The organism is Bradyrhizobium ganzhouense, from assembly GCF_049949285.1.
Taxonomy (GTDB): Bacteria; Pseudomonadota; Alphaproteobacteria; order Rhizobiales; family Xanthobacteraceae; genus Bradyrhizobium; species Bradyrhizobium ganzhouense.
The window spans coordinates 4,351,313-4,365,690 of record NZ_CP181318.1; the positions used below are offsets into that span (position 1 = coordinate 4,351,313).

The 14,378-nt window shown below is 64.7% G+C and carries 15 protein-coding genes; 8 read left to right on the forward strand and 7 right to left on the reverse strand.

Features of this window, described 5'->3' with window-relative positions; genetic code table 11:
• Nucleotides 1-4: 4 nt before the first annotated feature.
• The 3 genes from alr to ACLFLU_RS19755 form a co-directional block, all read right to left on the reverse strand.
• On the reverse strand, nucleotides 5-1,282 hold the full coding sequence (gene alr, locus ACLFLU_RS19745) for an alanine racemase (protein ID WP_426414030.1): 1,278 nt from the start codon (nucleotides 1,280-1,282) through the stop codon (nucleotides 5-7).
• A 46-nt stretch (nucleotides 1,283-1,328) separates the two neighbouring features.
• Nucleotides 1,329-2,840: a replicative DNA helicase gene (locus ACLFLU_RS19750; protein WP_426413818.1), complete on the reverse strand. Its 1,512-nt coding sequence runs from the start codon at nucleotides 2,838-2,840 to the stop codon at nucleotides 1,329-1,331.
• 760 nt (nucleotides 2,841-3,600) lie between these two features.
• Nucleotides 3,601-4,851 carry a class I SAM-dependent methyltransferase gene (locus ACLFLU_RS19755; RefSeq protein WP_426413819.1) on the reverse strand — a complete coding sequence of 417 codons (1,251 nt, stop codon included), beginning with the start codon at nucleotides 4,849-4,851 and terminating at the stop codon, nucleotides 3,601-3,603.
• Between the two features lie 269 nt (nucleotides 4,852-5,120).
• On the opposite strand from ACLFLU_RS19755, the gene ACLFLU_RS19760 reads away from it, so the two are divergent.
• The 3 genes from ACLFLU_RS19760 to ACLFLU_RS19770 all read left to right on the forward strand — a co-directional run bounded on the left by ACLFLU_RS19760 (nucleotide 5,121) and on the right by ACLFLU_RS19770 (nucleotide 7,331).
• A complete protein-coding gene (locus ACLFLU_RS19760) occupies nucleotides 5,121-6,152 on the forward strand; it encodes a hypothetical protein (protein WP_426413820.1) in 1,032 nt (343 codons plus the stop codon).
• A 103-nt stretch (nucleotides 6,153-6,255) separates the two neighbouring features.
• Nucleotides 6,256-6,867, forward strand: coding sequence for a TetR/AcrR family transcriptional regulator (locus ACLFLU_RS19765; RefSeq protein WP_426413821.1), 612 nt, complete (start codon nucleotides 6,256-6,258; stop codon nucleotides 6,865-6,867).
• Nucleotides 6,864-7,331, forward strand: a complete 468-nt coding sequence (locus ACLFLU_RS19770; RefSeq protein WP_426413822.1) for a PaaI family thioesterase — start codon at nucleotides 6,864-6,866, stop codon at nucleotides 7,329-7,331. The genes ACLFLU_RS19765 and ACLFLU_RS19770 overlap by 4 nt, the downstream gene beginning before the upstream one ends.
• A gap of 36 nt (nucleotides 7,332-7,367) precedes the next feature.
• Here the strand turns inward: ACLFLU_RS19770 and rplI are convergent, their stop codons facing one another.
• The 4 genes from rplI to rpsF all read right to left on the reverse strand — a co-directional run bounded on the left by rplI (nucleotide 7,368) and on the right by rpsF (nucleotide 9,865).
• Nucleotides 7,368-7,973 carry a 50S ribosomal protein L9 gene (gene rplI, locus ACLFLU_RS19775; protein WP_426413823.1) on the reverse strand — a complete coding sequence of 202 codons (606 nt, stop codon included), beginning with the start codon at nucleotides 7,971-7,973 and terminating at the stop codon, nucleotides 7,368-7,370.
• 48 nt (nucleotides 7,974-8,021) lie between these two features.
• On the reverse strand, nucleotides 8,022-8,990 hold the full coding sequence (locus tag ACLFLU_RS19780; protein ID WP_426413824.1) for a DUF2232 domain-containing protein: 969 nt from the start codon (nucleotides 8,988-8,990) through the stop codon (nucleotides 8,022-8,024).
• Between the two features lie 129 nt (nucleotides 8,991-9,119).
• The gene (gene rpsR, locus ACLFLU_RS19785; RefSeq protein WP_007592020.1) at nucleotides 9,120-9,359 is read right to left on the reverse strand and encodes a 30S ribosomal protein S18; all 240 of its coding nucleotides are present in this window, start codon (nucleotides 9,357-9,359) and stop codon (nucleotides 9,120-9,122) included.
• A gap of 5 nt (nucleotides 9,360-9,364) precedes the next feature.
• A complete protein-coding gene (gene rpsF, locus ACLFLU_RS19790) occupies nucleotides 9,365-9,865 on the reverse strand; it encodes a 30S ribosomal protein S6 (protein ID WP_148770971.1) in 501 nt (166 codons plus the stop codon).
• A 345-nt stretch (nucleotides 9,866-10,210) separates the two neighbouring features.
• Between rpsF and ACLFLU_RS19795 the strand changes: the two genes are divergently transcribed.
• The 5 genes from ACLFLU_RS19795 (at nucleotide 10,211) to ACLFLU_RS19815 (ending at nucleotide 14,376) form a co-directional block, all read left to right on the forward strand.
• Nucleotides 10,211-10,915 (forward strand): TetR/AcrR family transcriptional regulator C-terminal domain-containing protein, encoded by a 705-nt coding sequence (locus ACLFLU_RS19795; RefSeq protein WP_426413825.1) that lies wholly within the window; start codon nucleotides 10,211-10,213, stop codon nucleotides 10,913-10,915.
• A gap of 3 nt (nucleotides 10,916-10,918) precedes the next feature.
• Entirely contained in the window at nucleotides 10,919-11,944 is a 1,026-nt protein-coding gene (locus tag ACLFLU_RS19800) for a fatty acid desaturase family protein (RefSeq protein ID WP_426413826.1), read from the forward strand.
• A 173-nt stretch (nucleotides 11,945-12,117) separates the two neighbouring features.
• Nucleotides 12,118-13,077, forward strand: coding sequence for an ACP S-malonyltransferase (gene fabD / locus ACLFLU_RS19805; RefSeq protein WP_426413827.1), 960 nt, complete (start codon nucleotides 12,118-12,120; stop codon nucleotides 13,075-13,077).
• 11 nt (nucleotides 13,078-13,088) lie between these two features.
• On the forward strand, nucleotides 13,089-13,826 hold the full coding sequence (fabG, locus tag ACLFLU_RS19810; RefSeq protein WP_027535227.1) for a 3-oxoacyl-[acyl-carrier-protein] reductase: 738 nt from the start codon (nucleotides 13,089-13,091) through the stop codon (nucleotides 13,824-13,826).
• Between the two features lie 310 nt (nucleotides 13,827-14,136).
• Complete coding sequence (locus ACLFLU_RS19815) at nucleotides 14,137-14,376, forward strand: acyl carrier protein (RefSeq protein WP_008130699.1); 240 nt, start codon at nucleotides 14,137-14,139, stop codon at nucleotides 14,374-14,376.
• Nucleotides 14,377-14,378: the final 2 nt, after the last annotated feature.

The following is a 14,378-nucleotide window of genomic DNA, read 5'->3' on the forward strand; positions in this document are numbered from 1 at the left end:
CAGCTCAGCTCGGCAGCGGCGGCGGGTTCGCCGGCTGCTCGATCGGCGGCGGGGAGGGTGGCTGTTCGGCCGCCTGCGCCGGCTCCGGCTTTGCCAGCGGCTCCACGACATTGCCGCCCTTGTAGACGCGGGCGTAGCGGTGGCCGAGGCTGGTCAGCACCTCATAGCCGATCGTGCCGAAATGATGCGCGAGTTCGTCGACGGTGATGCCGTCGCCGAGCAGCGTGACCATGTGGCCGCGACGCGCCGCGTTCGGCGGCAGGTCGGTGATATCGATCGCGATCAGATCCATGGAAACGCGGCCCGCGACGGGACAGCGCTTGCCGGCAACGATCACCTCGGCGCCGCGGGTGCCGTCATTGGAGCTGGCCGCGCGGAAATAGCCGTCGGCATAGCCGACCGCAATGATTGCGAGCTTGGTCGGTCGCCGCGCGGTCCAGGTGCCGCCATAGCCGACGCTTTCGCCACGCTCGATGGTGCGGACCTGCACGATGCGCGCCTTGAGGTCGACCACGGGCTGCATCGGATTGTCGGCCTCCGGCGTCGGATTGACGCCATAGAGCGCGGCGCCCGGCCGGACCAGGTCGAACTGGAAGGGCGCGCCGAGAAAGATGCCTGAGGAGTTGGCGAGCGCCGCCGGCACGCCGGAGAATTCGCTGGCGATGCTGCGGAAGGTCCCGAGCTGCTTGGCATTGACGGGGCTGTTGAGCTGCTCGGCCGAGACCAGATGGCTCATCACCAGCGTGATGCCGTGATCGCCGGCATTGATGCGGGGGATGATGGCCTGCGCTTCCGCAAGCGTCAGCCCGAGCCGGTTCATGCCGGTGTCGATGTGAATTGCGGCGCCGCCGGACCAGCCGGTGCGGCGGCAGAACACGTCCCATTCGGCCAGCTCGTTGAGATCGCCGATCACCGGACGGCAGTTGATCTTGGCGTAGTGCTCGCCGGTGTTCTGGAAGTAGCCGCCGAGCACATAGATCGTGGCGTCCGGTACCGCCGCGCGGGCGATGCGCGCCTCCTCGATGGTGGCGACGAAGAAGGTCTTGCAGCCGGCCTTGTTCAGCGCCTGCGCGACCTGCGCGGTGCCGCAGCCGTATGCATCGGCCTTGATCACCGCCGAGCACTCGGCCGGCACGGCGGTCTTCTCGAGCTTGCGCCAGTTGGCGATGATGGCGTCGAGATCGACGGTGAGCACACCGCCGTGGGCTGCGAGCGCGGCAGCCTGATTGGCCTCCGCGGAGAGAAGGCCGGATTGCGGGATCATGTTCGGGTCGGACGCCATTGTCATGGCGCCGTTTTACGCAAGAGGCAGGCTGGGTTCAAGGAACTCAGTAGTCGTTGCCGCTGCGAGCCGGCATCTGACTGTCAGGCGCAAGGTCGCCGAACCGCGTGACCGAGGCTTCGAACGCCAAATCGACGGTGCCTGTCGGGCCGTGGCGCTGCTTGCCGATGATGACTTCGGCCTTGCCATACGCAAGGTCCATGTCCAGGCGCCATTTCTCGTGCTCGGGCGTGCCCGGGCGTGGCTCCTTCATCGCGAGGTAATATTCCTCGCGGTAAACGAACAGCACGACGTCGGCGTCCTGCTCGATTGATCCGGATTCACGCAAATCGGAGAGCTGCGGCCGCTTGTCGTCGCGGGATTCGACCTGACGCGAGAGCTGCGACAGCGCGATCACGGGGACGTTGAGTTCCTTCGCTAGCGCCTTCAGGCTCGTCGTGATCTCCGTGATTTCCTGCACGCGGCTGTCGCTGGCGCGCTTGCCTGAGCCGGAGAGCAGCTGGATGTAGTCGATCACGAGCAGATCGAGGCCCTTCTGGCGCTTCAGCCGCCGCGCGCGCGCCATCAGCTGCGCGATCGACAGGCCGCCGGTCGCGTCGACATAGAACGGCAGCGACTGCAGCTCGATCGAGACCTCCCGGATCTTGTCGAAATCCGCTTCCGAGATGCCGCCACGGCGGATGTGGGAGGAGGGAATGCCGGTGCGCTCGGCCACGATACGCGTGGCGAGCTGGTCGGCCGACATTTCGCAGGAGAAGAAGCCGATCACGCCGCCATTGGCGGCCTTCATGGTGCCGTCGGCCTGGAGCTCGCCGACATAGGCCTTGGCGACGTTGTAGGCGATGTTGGTCGCCAGCGACGTCTTGCCCATGCCCGGGCGCCCGGCCACGATGATGAGGTCGGAGTGCTGCAGGCCGCCCATCTTGGTGTCGAGGTCGCGCATGCCCGTGGAGATGCCCGACAGCTTTCCGTCGCGCTGGAACGCCTTTGCCGCGAGATCGACTGCGACCGCCAGCGCCTGCGAGAATTTCTGGAAGCCGCCGTCGTAACGGCCGGACTCGGCGAGCTCGTAGAGGCGGCGCTCGGCGTCCTCGATCTGCGCCCGCGGCGCGAAATCGACCGGCGCGTCATAGGCGACGTTGACCATATCTTCGCCGATGCCGATGAGGTCACGACGCAGCGCAAGATCGTAGATGGTGCGCCCATAGTCCTGGGCGTTGATGATGGTGGTGGCCTCAGCCGCGAGCCGCGCCAGGTATTGGCCGATGGTCATGCCGCCAACGTCGGTGTCGGCGGGCAAGAATGTCTTCAGCGTCACCGGCGTGGCGATCTTGCCCATCCGGATCAGGCTGCCGGCGGTCTCGAATATGGTCTGGTGCAGCGGCTCGAAATAATGTTTCGGCTCCAGGAAATCGGAGACGCGGTAGAAAGCATCGTTGTTGACCAGGATCGCGCCCAGGAGGCTCTGTTCCGCCTCGATATTGTGCGGCGCGCTCCGGTAGGCTGGAGTTCCCGCTTCGGGCGCGAGTTTGAGGACGTTCGAATCAGTCAGGGCCATGATCGAGCGATAGCAATTTTCTTGGGCGGATGCGGGGCCGGGATAAAGCGCCGACGCAGCCCGAAGCGGAAGCAAAAGCTCGTCGCTATCAACCGATCATTAAAATGGTGGATGATTAGCGGTCGCGGCACGCGCCGTGCTTGACTGATTTTTGCGGAACTCGCCCGGCGCTGGAAGTGGCCGCGACCTCACCACGGAATAATCCGGATGCCGTGAACCTTATGGGTCGAGGCGCAGACGTATCAAAGAGCGCGCGAAATGACGCACGCTGGCCGCTTTTGGCGCGGGTTTCAGACCAGCAGGAGGTAGACCAGCGCAACCAGGGCCGCTCCGACGCCGGTGGCGATCAGGGCGTAATCGGTGCGGAGGTCGTCCTGCACGTCGAATGAGGTTCGGGTCTCTTTGCTCATGCCGACGATCTAGGCCAGGACCAACCAGACTTATGTGAAGCAGATCACATCTCCCCGGATTCTTTCGGGGTACTCCGGAACAGGACTGGCGGGTGGGGGATTGTCCCCCGTAACCTGCCGCTAGGGAGACGAGGCAAGCGATGCGGCCAGAACGGCAGCTACAGGCTTGGCGAAGCGACGCTGGTAGCCGGCTTTGGCTCTCCGGGCTGATCGCGGCCATGGAGCATGCCACGCGGCCCGAGCAGCGACGCACGCCGGTCGCGCCCGAAACCCTCGCGGAATTGCGCGCCCGCCTGGCATTACCGGCGTCTTTCCGGATCTCGTCGATTTCGACTCTGCGTCATTAGAACTCATTCACCAGCGAGCTTCAGCTTCGGCTTGGCGCCGCTCTCGAGGGCGCGCAGCCGGGCTTCCTCGTGCGCGATATAGTCGCGGGTCATGGGGACCACGCCCTGGCGCCTGGTGAGCTGGATCTGGAAGTTCATCATACCCTGCTTGCGGAACGTCATCTCGCAGGCGGCGAGGTAAAATTCCCACATCAGCGCGAAGCGCTCATCATAGAGCTGCACGGCTTCCTCGCGCCGGGCCATGAAACGTTCCCGCCAGGCTTTCAGCGTGTCGGCATAATGCAAGCGCAGGATCTCGATGTCGCAGACCAATAGACCGGCGTTCTCGATCGCCGGCAGCACCTCCGACAGCGACGGGATGTAGCCGCCGGGGAAGATGTATTTGGCGATCCAGGGATTGGTCGAATCCGGCCCCTGCGAGCGGCCGATCGAATGCAGCAGCATGACGCCGTCCTCGCTGAGAAGCTCGGCGCAGCGCTTGAAGTAAGTGTCGTAGAACCTGGCTCCGACATGTTCGAACATGCCGACCGAAACGATGCGGTCGAATGGGCCATCGATGTCGCGATAGTCCTGGAGCAGGAAGCGCGCCTGTCGCGTCAGGCCTTTTTCGGCGGCGCGCGTGTTCGCAATCTGCAACTGCTCGGTCGACAGCGTCACGCCGGTCACGTCAGCGCCCGCGACCTCGGCGAGATAGAGGCCGAGCCCACCCCAGCCCGAGCCGATGTCGAGCACGCGCTGGCCACTGCTGACCAGCAGCTTTGCTGTGATGTGCCGCTTCTTGGCGAGCTGCGCGTCGTCGAGCGTGGCGTCCTGCGTCTCGAAATAGGCGCAGCTATATTGCTTGTCGGCGTCGAGGAAGAGCGAATAGAGCCGCGCATCGAGATCGTAGTGATGCGCGACATTGCTGCGCGCGCGTGCGCGCGGATTGAACTGCCTCAGGTGCCGGACGAGATAGCGCAGGTGCCACCAGGGCTTTGCCCAGTGCGGCAACAGGTCGGCTTGATCGAGCAGGATCGCGAGGGCATCAGCTATGTTGCCGCGCTCGACGACGAACTCGCCGTTCATATAGGCCTCGCCAAGCCCGAGCTCGGGATTGATGAGGACTCTCCGTTGTGCGTCGGCGGTGACGAAGCGGACTTCGACCGGCTCGCCGGAGCCGTCGCCGACAGTGAACTTCATTCCGCCCGCCGTGGTCACCGTCATCGACCCGCGGCGGATGAATTGGGACAAGAACTTGCGCAACAAGCGGTCCATCGACACACACCTCTCGAGCAAACCCGAAAAGAAGCGAACAAACCCGGCCGTCACACGTGGGATCATACTGGTTCCCATGCGTTCGCATGTAAATCTAGGCAGCCTATTCCCGGACCGCTAATGCGTTGTGTTCAAACCCGATATTCGAAAAACGCGTATTCACTTGCTTGATGAGTGCGCTTCCATTCGCAGCGCAATCGGCTAAAAGGTGACCGCCGCCGCGCGGGCACGCCGGCCGTATCTGTCGGATTTCAATGGAGATGATGGGAATGTCGAGCCGAGCGCTCAGCCTCGCCACGGTGCTGTTTTTCATTGGCTTCGGCGCCTCCGATGCCGTCCTGGCGCAGGCGACGAACCTCGAGGCCGGCAAGGCCCCATCCCAGCTTTTCGCGCAGACCTGCAACGCCTGCCACAAGAGCCCGCGAGGGCTGTTGAAGACCGTGTCGCCGGGCTCGCTGCCGGGCTTCCTGCGTCAGCACTACACCACCAGCCCGGACATGGCCGGCGTGCTGGCCTCCTATCTCGTCTCCAATGGCGCCACCGACGCGCGCTATCAGTCCAAGGATGGCGGCAAGGACGGCAAGGACAAGAGGGACGGTGCCAAGGAGAAGGACGCCAACACGAATCCTGGGCAGACGCCCGAGCATCAGGGCCGCCGCCCGCGCTCGCAGGAGGCCGCCAAGCCGGAGGGCGAGGGTGGCACTGCTAGCCCGGCACCTGAGGGCCGCCAGAAGCGCGCAGCCCGGCCGAGCGACGAGGGTGCCAAGGAAGGCGCAAAGGAAGGCGCAAAGCCCGAGGCCACCACCGAGCAACCGCCCGAGGGCCGCAAAGGCAGGCGCATGAGCAAGCGCGGCAAGCCGGGGACCGAAGACGCAGCCGCGCCGAAGGTTGAGCCCAAGGTCGATTCCAAAACTGAGCCCAAGAACGAGCCTAAGACTGAACCAAAGAGCGATAGCGCCAAGGTCGATTCCGACTCCAAGCCCGACAGCGCCAAGCCGGCCGAGAAGCCGGCGGAGGCCAAGCCGGAGAGTGCCAAGGTCGAGCCGCGCGCCAGCGAGACGCCGGCCCTGCGCCCCGATCCGGTGCCGCAGGTGACGCCGGCCCCGCCGGCGGCCGTAAAGCCCGCTGAACCGGCTGCGCCCAAGCCTGCGGAGGCGGCCGTGTCCAAACCGGCCGAGCCCGCGCCCAGCTCCGAACCGGCGGCCAAGCCGGCCGAGCCGGCACCATCAGCGCCCGCCGCGGCGTCGTCGCCTGTACCCGCCGAGTCCTCCGGTCCGCCGACGCCGCCGATCTCGCGCTAAGCCGATAATCCGTCGATCTGCGAAGGCCGCGCCCAGCGCGGCCTTCGTGTCGTCTTGACCATCTGTGGAGTAATACTCTAGAGTATCACTCTAGGAGGTGGCGATGTCATCCGGCGTTCGCGACGATCTATTGGCTGCGGGACTCGCGGTGTTCGACCGGTCGGGCTTCGAGGGCGCGACGGTCGCTGCGATCCGCGCCAAGGCCCGTGCCTCCAACGGCAGCTTCTTTCATATCTTCGGCTCCAAGAATGAGCTCGCTGGCGCGTTGTTCCTGGAGGTGCTGCGGCACTATCACGCCGCGATGCTCGCAGTGCTCGATCAGGTCGCTGACGCGGAGCAGGGCATCGATCGCCTGATCCGCGCCCATCTCGACTGGGTCGTGCTGAGCCGCCGCGAGGCGCGCTATCTCTTCGAGATATCGCGCAACGAGTGGGGCGAAGACATCCGCGACGCCCAGCGCGCGCAGAATGCGCGGCTCGCCGAAGGCATCGAGCGCTGGCGTGCGCCGCTGGTCGCAAGTGGCGAGCTTCTGCCGATGGCACCGGTGATGTTCGTCAGTCAGCTGATCGGCCCGGCACAGATCTTCTGCCGGGCCTTCCTCTCCGGGCGCGACCACGCCGATCCGCGCGGTGAAGCCGACACGCTGATCGCCTGCGCCATCCGTGCGCTGGTGCCATCGGGGCGCATCAACAACAGGGAAGGAGTGGCGACATGAGCGACGAAGCCGATCCCGAGTTTACTCCGATTGCCGAGCGCATCCACGCCAATGTCGGCCGGCAGGGCTTTATGAACCTGGTCGGTGCCGAGCTGTCGGAATTGTCGCGGGGCGCCTGTACGATTGCGGTCGAGCGCCGGCCGGAGCTGTTGCAGCAGCACGGCTTCTTCCACGGCGGCGTCACCGCCTTCCTGGTCGACAATGCCACGACCATTGCGGCGGCGACCTCGCGCGGCCAGCCGGCGCTGACGGCAGAATACAAGCTCAACCTGCTGTCGCCAGCGGTCGGCGACAAGCTGATCTGCCGGGCCAGGGTGATCAAGCCGGGCCGCCAGGTCTCGGTCGTCGCGGCCGACGTGTTCTGCCTGATCGACGGCGTCGAGAAGCACACGGCAACGGCGCTCGCCTCGATCGCCATGCTGAGCGAGGATGTTGCGCTCAAAACGAAAAGCCCGGCTGCCTGAGGCAGCCGGGCTTCGCAGCCTGCATAAAGGCTAGGCTTACTTCTCGGTCTCTTCCGCAGCCGGGGCCGGCTCGGCGTCGTCGTGCTGGGCTTCCGGATCGAAGAACTCGCCGGCGGCGGCAATCGCCTCGGCGGCCGCGTCGCGGTCCTCGTTGCGGGTGGAGATGTCCTCGCCGCGGTTGATGCGCTCGGCCTCGTCCTGGCTGCGCGCGACGGTGACGGTGACCTCGACCTCGACCTCGGGGTGAACCGCGACGGTGATCGAGTGCTTGCCGATGGTCTTGATCGGCGCGTCGAGCTGCACCTGCGGCCGGTCGAGCGAAACGCCATCGGCTTCGAACGCCGTGACGACGTCACGCACCGTGACCGAGCCGAACAGCTGGCCGGCTTCGGACGCCTGACGGATCACGATGATGTTCTTGCCCTGGATCTTCTCGGCGATCTTGGACGCCTCGCCCTTCGACGCGAGGTTGCGAGCTTCGAGATCGGCCTTCATGCCGTCGTACTTGGCACGGTTGTCGGCGGTGGCGCGCAGCGCCTTGCCGCGCTTGAGCAGGAAATTGCGGGCATAGCCGTCGCGAACCTTCACGACTTCGCCCATCTGGCCGAGCTTGCTCACGCGTTCCAGCAAAATGACTTCCATATTCGTTCTCCTTTGAAGTGCTCTGGGTTTTCAGTTTTCGGGTTGGACTTAAGTTGTCGGCAATGGCGGCGGTTGCCGGTTGCGCAGGAAGCGCTCGCGGAAGCCGAACACGGCGTCCGCAAGCCCAAGGGCGGTCAGCAGGATGAGGCTCACGCTGAACATGAAGACGATGGCGTAGGCGGCGGCGAGCCAGATTCCGCGATTGGCGAGGCCGCGCGTGACGGTGTGCAGAACAGCAAAGCCGACCAGCGCATAGGCCATCATCAGGACGGTCGTGACGACGACGGCGAGAATGCCGGTCATTCCACTGAAGAAGCTGAATGCGAGCGCGACGCAGAGTGCCACCAGCGTCATCGGCGGCAAGCTCGTGCCGCTGAGGTCGGGCCACGGCCGATGCAGCCGGCCTGAAACAGCCGCGACCTTGGCGGCAAGCCAGAGATTCAAGGTCAGCGTCGCCATCTGCGATGCGGCGACCAGAACCGGAATGACCGCGACCATCAGGCCGACGCGGGGATCACTCTCCGTAATGGTCGTCTCGCTCACCATTGAAAGAATCTTGGCGAAGCCGCGGCGCATCGCATCGCTGATGGCCGACGCATCGCTCCCCAGCGAATACAGCGATCCCGCGGTCAGGAGCGTTGCCAGCGCCGCAATCCAGAGCAGAATACGTCCAAGCGGATACCATTCGACCTGGGGCAAGGCCGCATCGGCACTCGCGATGCCGCCAGCCACGTGTCTTCCCAGCATGGCGAGATGGCCAAGCCACCAGGCCGGCAGCGCGAATGCGAGACCATAACCGAGAGCGAGGGATGGGCTGAGCGCGCCGGCAATGACGAGCGTCGCGACGAGGCCACCAAGTGCGCCGCAGAACGGTCCCCAGGCGATCGCGGCGAGCATGAGCGGCAGCGGAGCGAGGTAAACCAGGACAAGCGAAATCAGCGCGCCCGACATGATCGAGGCGAACATCAGGGCCGACGCAGCGCCGGCGATCAGGGCTATCAGTCCAAATACCATCATCAGCTGTCCCGCTCCCTTCGAGCGGTTAGAGGCGCTTTGCCCCAACCATCGGCGACCGGACGACCCGGAAGCCTTATGAGTTCAGAAAAGTCACGACCGGCGGCGTGAACGCCGCCGGTCGAATTCGTCTTAGCGAATGACGTAGGGTAGCAGGCCCAGGAACCGCGCGCGCTTGATGGCGCGGGCGAGCTCACGCTGCTTCTTCGCGGACACTGCGGTGATGCGGCTCGGCACGATCTTGCCGCGCTCGGAGACGTAACGCATCAGCAGCTTGGAGTCCTTGTAGTCGATCTTCGGCGCATTGGCTCCGGTGAACGGGCAGCTCTTGCGGCGACGGAAAAACGGGCGACGTGCACCAGCTTCAGCCATTGGTCTTACTCCCCATCCGTCGTGGTTTCAGCTTCGTCGCGCGGACGGCGCGGGCCGCGATCGCCGCGGAAGCCGCCACCATCACGATCGCCACCACGGAAACCGCCTTCGCGGTCGCCACGGAAGCCACCTTCACGTTCACCACGGAAGCCGCCGCCACGGTCGTCACGCTCGCGATCGCGGTCGGCCTTGCGCATCATCGCAGACGGACCTTCCTCGAGCTCCTCGACGCGAACGCTGAGATAGCGGATCACGTCCTCGCTGATGCGCTCCTGGCGCTCGATCTCGGCGATCGCCGCGGAGGGCGCGTCGATGTTGAGCAGCACGAAGTGCGCCTTGCGGTTCTTGTTCATGCGATAGGTGAGGGAGCGAACGCCCCAATTCTCGGTCTTGGTGACCTTGCCGCCGAGACCCTCGACGATTCCGGTCATCTGCGCAGTCAGCTCTTCGACCTGCTGCGTGCTCGCGTCTTGGCGCGCGAGAAAAACATGCTCATAGAGAGCCATTATCGTCCTTTCCTCGTGTTAGCGCATTGCCCGGCGTCAAGCCCTTAAGAGACCTTCGGAAAGGACTCTGGGATTAAGCTCAGAAGGCGGAAACACGGGACGACGGGCCGACTGGCCCTGCCACACCAAAATCACGAATGATTTGCTGAGACCGTCCGTTCAGCTCCCGGCCGGGGTCTGCGGATGCGCGCGTTATACGGATTTTGGCCGGCTTGGCAAGGTTTGCCGCCGTGTTTTCGGCCCGGACCGTCCCGGTGCGGGGCGGTGGCAACCGATCCCCCCATACCACATCCGGCTTGATCTGTTTGTTTGTATGCCATACAAATAAACCAGGGAGAGGATCCGATGGTGGAAAAGTCGGCCCAGGAGCCGTTTGAGGCGGCTGGCGACCCCAAACATGCCGCGCGGGCGACGCGCTCGGCCGGGCGCAAGATGCGGTCGCTGCTGCTGGATGCCGCCAGTCCGCTGTTTCGGGAGCGGGGGCTGTCGGGCACCGCAATCACCGATATCGCAGCCGCTGCGGACGCGTTTCCGAGCCAGATCACCTATTACTTCCGCACCAAGGAGGCGCTGTTCGTCGAATGCGCCTGCCGCGAGCTCCTGTATCTGGCGCGCGCGACCGAGCAGGCGGCGCTGAGGGCGCGCACACCGCGGGAATACACCCACGCGCTGGCCGAGACCGTGACGGCGAGCGATTCGATCGCCTTCTTCGCCGAGGCGTTGACGCTGACGCGGCGGCGGCAGGATCTGGCGCCGTTGGTCGAGCGCACCATCGAACGCCTGCACAGCGAAGGCGCACGCGCTTATGCAGGCCAAGTGGCCCGCCATGGCTGGCGCTCACTGCGCGCGCCCGACGAAAGCTCGCGACGCTTCTGGGCCGTCGCCATCGGCATCATTCTCGAGGGCTACGCCATGGGCCGCTCGCCCGAGGCACTCTGCGAAGAGATGCTGCGCGTGCTCGGCGAGCAGGCAAAATCCACAGCCGATGCTGCACGTCTGCGTCTTGTCGACGACCGCGACGCATCAACGAATTCGAATGAGGAGGGGTAGGTCATGACCGCGCTTCGCATGCGTGCCCGCGATTTCCTGACCGACGATCAATTGGCTGATGTGCGGCAGCGCGTGACCTGGAAGGGTGTCGCGATGATCGCCCACGCCTGGGCGCTGATCATTGGCGCGATCGCCATGGTCGCGTGGTGGCCCAATCCGATCACCTATGTTCTCGCCGTCGCCATCATCGGCTCGCGCCAGCTTGGGCTCGCGATCCTGATGCATGACGGCGCGCATGGTTGCCTGTCCGCCGACGAGAAAACCAATCTGGCCCTGAGCCAATGGCTCTGCGCCTATCCGCTCTTTGCGGAGACACGCAGCTATCGCCGCTATCACCTGCAGCATCATGCACGCACCCAGCAGGAGGATGACCCGGATCTCGTGCTGTCGGCGCCGTTTCCGATCACCAAGCTGAGCTATCGTCGCAAGTTCATTCGCGATATCACCGGACAGACCGGCTACCAGCAGCGCAAGGCGCAATTGCTCAACGCGCTCGGTCCGAAGGACTGGCCGTGGCGGCAGCGCGCCGCGCATTTCTGGGAGAAGCTCGGCCCGCAATGCCTCGTCAACGCCGCGATGTTCGCGGCGCTCACCGCGGCCGGCGTATGGTGGGCCTATCCGCTGCTATGGCTGGTGCCGCTATTGACCTGGATGATGGTCATCACCCGCATCCGCAACATCGCCGAGCATGCCGTCGTGCCCGACAGCAGCGATCCCTTGCGCAACACCCGCACCACGCATGCCAATATCCTCGAGCGCCTGTTCATCGCGCCGTACTACGTGAACTACCACCTCGAGCATCATCTGCTGTTCTACGTGCCCTGCTACAATCTGCCGAAGGTTCATCGTCTGTTGAGCGAGAGCCGGCATGCGGAGCGAATGGAGGTGCAGCCGGGTTACGCAGCCGTGCTGCGGCTTGCGACCGCGAAGCCTGATCGGGATGACCGTCCCGGCCAGCTGGTGAACAGCGCGCGCCGCGCGCAGGCAGGGGCGGCGGTCGATGCCAATCAGACCAACGGTGGATTTTAGGGGCCGCATCTCCAGTTGAACGCAGGCCGAAGTTCCTATCTCGGCTTGACATTCCAGCCCTGGACAGTGTCTACGGCCCCTTTCGGAGCATGGTCGGGAACCAAGGCTCGGGCCGGACGTCATCGGCTGCCGGGTTCTCGAAGCACGCGGTTCAAGCGATCCAGGGAGTGCCGATGACGGCAGCATTCACATTTCCGGGGCAGGGTTCCCAGGCGGTTGGTATGGGCAAGGCGTTGGCCGACGCCTTTCCGGTGGCGCGCGCCGTGTTCGACGAGGTCGATGCTGCGCTTGGGGAGAAGCTGACGGCCACGATCTGGGATGGCCCGGCCGAAACCCTTCAGCTCACCGAGAACGCCCAACCGGCCTTGATGGCGGTGTCTGTAGCCACTCTGCGCGTGCTGGAGGCTGAAGCCGGGTTTTCCGTGGGACGGGATGCGGCGTTCGTTGCCGGCCACTCGCTCGGCGAATATTCAGCGCTGGCCGCGGCCGGCAGTCTGACGATCTCGGACACTGCGCGCCTGCTTCGCACCCGCGGTCTCGCAATGCAAAAGGCTGTGCCGGTCGGTGCCGGCGCCATGGCCGCGCTGCTTGGCCTCGATTACGACGCGGCCATGGAGGTCGCCAAGGAGGCGGCTCAGGGCCAGGTCTGCCAGGCTGCAAATGACAATGGCGGTGGGCAGGTGGTCGTCTCCGGCGACAAGGCGGCGGTCGATCGCGCGGTCGAGATCGCCAAGACCAAGGGCGCCAAGCGCGCCATGCTGCTGCCGGTGTCCGCGCCATTCCATTGCAAGCTGATGCAGCCCGCCGCCGACGCGATGGCCGAGGCGCTGTCCAAGGTCACGATCAAGGCGCCGGCTGCGCCGCTGGTGTCGAACGTGCTGGCGAGCGCCATCACCGATCCCGACGAGATTCGCCGCCGCCTGGTCGAGCAGGTGACCGGCACTGTGCGCTGGCGCGAGTCGGTGGCCTATATGGCAGGGCAGGGCGTCACCCGTTTCTTCGAGATCGGCGCGGGCAAGGTGCTGACGGGCCTGGTCAAGCGCATCGCCGACGGCGCCATCGGCGTTGCCGTGGGCGGTCCGAACGACATTGCCGCCGCCAAGGATGCATTGGCCGCAGCGAAGCAGGGCTAGAGGAGTACTCGATGTTCGATCTGACTGGCAAAAAGGCGCTCGTCACCGGCGCGACGGGCGGCATCGGCGGCGCGATCGCGCAGGCCCTGCACGCACAGGGCGCCACCGTCGCCATTTCGGGAACGCGGAAGGAAGTGCTGGATGAGCTGGCCGGCAAGCTCGGCGAGCGTGCCCTCGTGCTGCCCTGCAATCTCTCCAAGGCCGACGAGGTCGAGGCGCTGGTCCCGGCCGCCGAAGCTGCGATGGGCCAGGTCGACATTCTCATCGCCAACGCCGGCATCACGCGTGACAATCTCTTTGTTCAGCTTCGTGATGAGGATTGGGACGAGGTCATCAACGTCAATCTGACCGCGACCTTCCGCTTGGCGCGTGCCGCCACCAAATTGATGATGCGCAAGCGCTTCGGCCGTATCATTGCGATCACCTCGGTGGTCGGCGTCACCGGCAATCCCGGGCAGGGCAATTACACTGCGTCGAAGGCCGGCCTGATCGGCATGATCAAGACGTTAGGTGCCGAATACGCCAAGCGCGGCGTGACGGCGAACTGCATCGCGCCCGGCTTCATCAAGACGCCGATGACGGATGCGCTCAACGACAAGCAGCGCGAGACGATTCTGACCAAGGTTCCGGCCAACCGCCTGGGGACGCCCGAGGACATTGCGGCTGCCGCGGTCTACCTGAGTTCGAACGAAGCGGCCTACGTCACCGGCCAGACCATCCATGTCAACGGCGGCATGGCCATGATCTGATACGTCGTTCCGCACTGCCCACATGGGCGGGGCAAGATGCGGCAAACGGCCGTTTCCGGAGCGAATTGAGGCTTATAGTCAAGGCAATTGAAGTATGATAACCGGACCTCCAACGGATGGGCAAAGAACGCCATTGCAGGTTTTTGAAACCCTGTATATTGGCGATGCGGAGCCTTGGCCGTCGTTCGCCGGGCCTCCATCGGTTAAGGTGGGGCCAAATCAAAGTTCGTAAGCGAAGGCAGTCAACGACCACGACGGCTCGTATCGTCCCGGGGGGTCGGGTCTACAGGGAACAACACGAGGTTATGCAATGAGTGACATTGGCGAGCGGGTTAAGAAGATCGTGGTCGAACACCTTGGTGTTGAACCCGAGAAGGTTGTCGACGCAGCGAGCTTCATCGATGACCTCGGCGCCGACAGTCTGGACACCGTCGAACTGGTGATGGCGTTCGAAGAAGAATTCGGGTGCGAGATTCCGGACGACGCCGCGGAAACGATTCTCACCGTCGGCGACGCTACGAAGTTTCTCGAGAAGAACGCGAAGAGCTAAGG

Excerpts from the sequence above, each read along its gene's own strand:
- alr (WP_426414030.1), bottom strand. The coding sequence starts at position 1,282 with ATGGCGTCCGACCCGAACATGATCCCGCAATCCGGCCTTCTCTCCGCG.
- ACLFLU_RS19750 (WP_426413818.1), bottom strand. The coding sequence starts at position 2,840 with ATGGCCCTGACTGATTCGAACGTCCTCAAACTCGCGCCCGAAGCGGGA.
- ACLFLU_RS19755 (WP_426413819.1), bottom strand. The coding sequence starts at position 4,851 with ATGGACCGCTTGTTGCGCAAGTTCTTGTCCCAATTCATCCGCCGCGGG.
- ACLFLU_RS19760 (WP_426413820.1), top strand. The coding sequence starts at position 5,121 with ATGTCGAGCCGAGCGCTCAGCCTCGCCACGGTGCTGTTTTTCATTGGC.
- ACLFLU_RS19765 (WP_426413821.1), top strand. The coding sequence starts at position 6,256 with ATGTCATCCGGCGTTCGCGACGATCTATTGGCTGCGGGACTCGCGGTG.
- ACLFLU_RS19770 (WP_426413822.1), top strand. The coding sequence starts at position 6,864 with ATGAGCGACGAAGCCGATCCCGAGTTTACTCCGATTGCCGAGCGCATC.
- rplI (WP_426413823.1), bottom strand. The coding sequence starts at position 7,973 with ATGGAAGTCATTTTGCTGGAACGCGTGAGCAAGCTCGGCCAGATGGGC.
- ACLFLU_RS19780 (WP_426413824.1), bottom strand. The coding sequence starts at position 8,990 with ATGATGGTATTTGGACTGATAGCCCTGATCGCCGGCGCTGCGTCGGCC.
- rpsR (WP_007592020.1), bottom strand. The coding sequence starts at position 9,359 with ATGGCTGAAGCTGGTGCACGTCGCCCGTTTTTCCGTCGCCGCAAGAGC.
- rpsF (WP_148770971.1), bottom strand. The coding sequence starts at position 9,865 with ATGGCTCTCTATGAGCATGTTTTTCTCGCGCGCCAAGACGCGAGCACG.
- ACLFLU_RS19795 (WP_426413825.1), top strand. The coding sequence starts at position 10,211 with ATGGTGGAAAAGTCGGCCCAGGAGCCGTTTGAGGCGGCTGGCGACCCC.
- ACLFLU_RS19800 (WP_426413826.1), top strand. The coding sequence starts at position 10,919 with ATGACCGCGCTTCGCATGCGTGCCCGCGATTTCCTGACCGACGATCAA.
- fabD (WP_426413827.1), top strand. The coding sequence starts at position 12,118 with ATGACGGCAGCATTCACATTTCCGGGGCAGGGTTCCCAGGCGGTTGGT.
- fabG (WP_027535227.1), top strand. The coding sequence starts at position 13,089 with ATGTTCGATCTGACTGGCAAAAAGGCGCTCGTCACCGGCGCGACGGGC.
- ACLFLU_RS19815 (WP_008130699.1), top strand. The coding sequence starts at position 14,137 with ATGAGTGACATTGGCGAGCGGGTTAAGAAGATCGTGGTCGAACACCTT.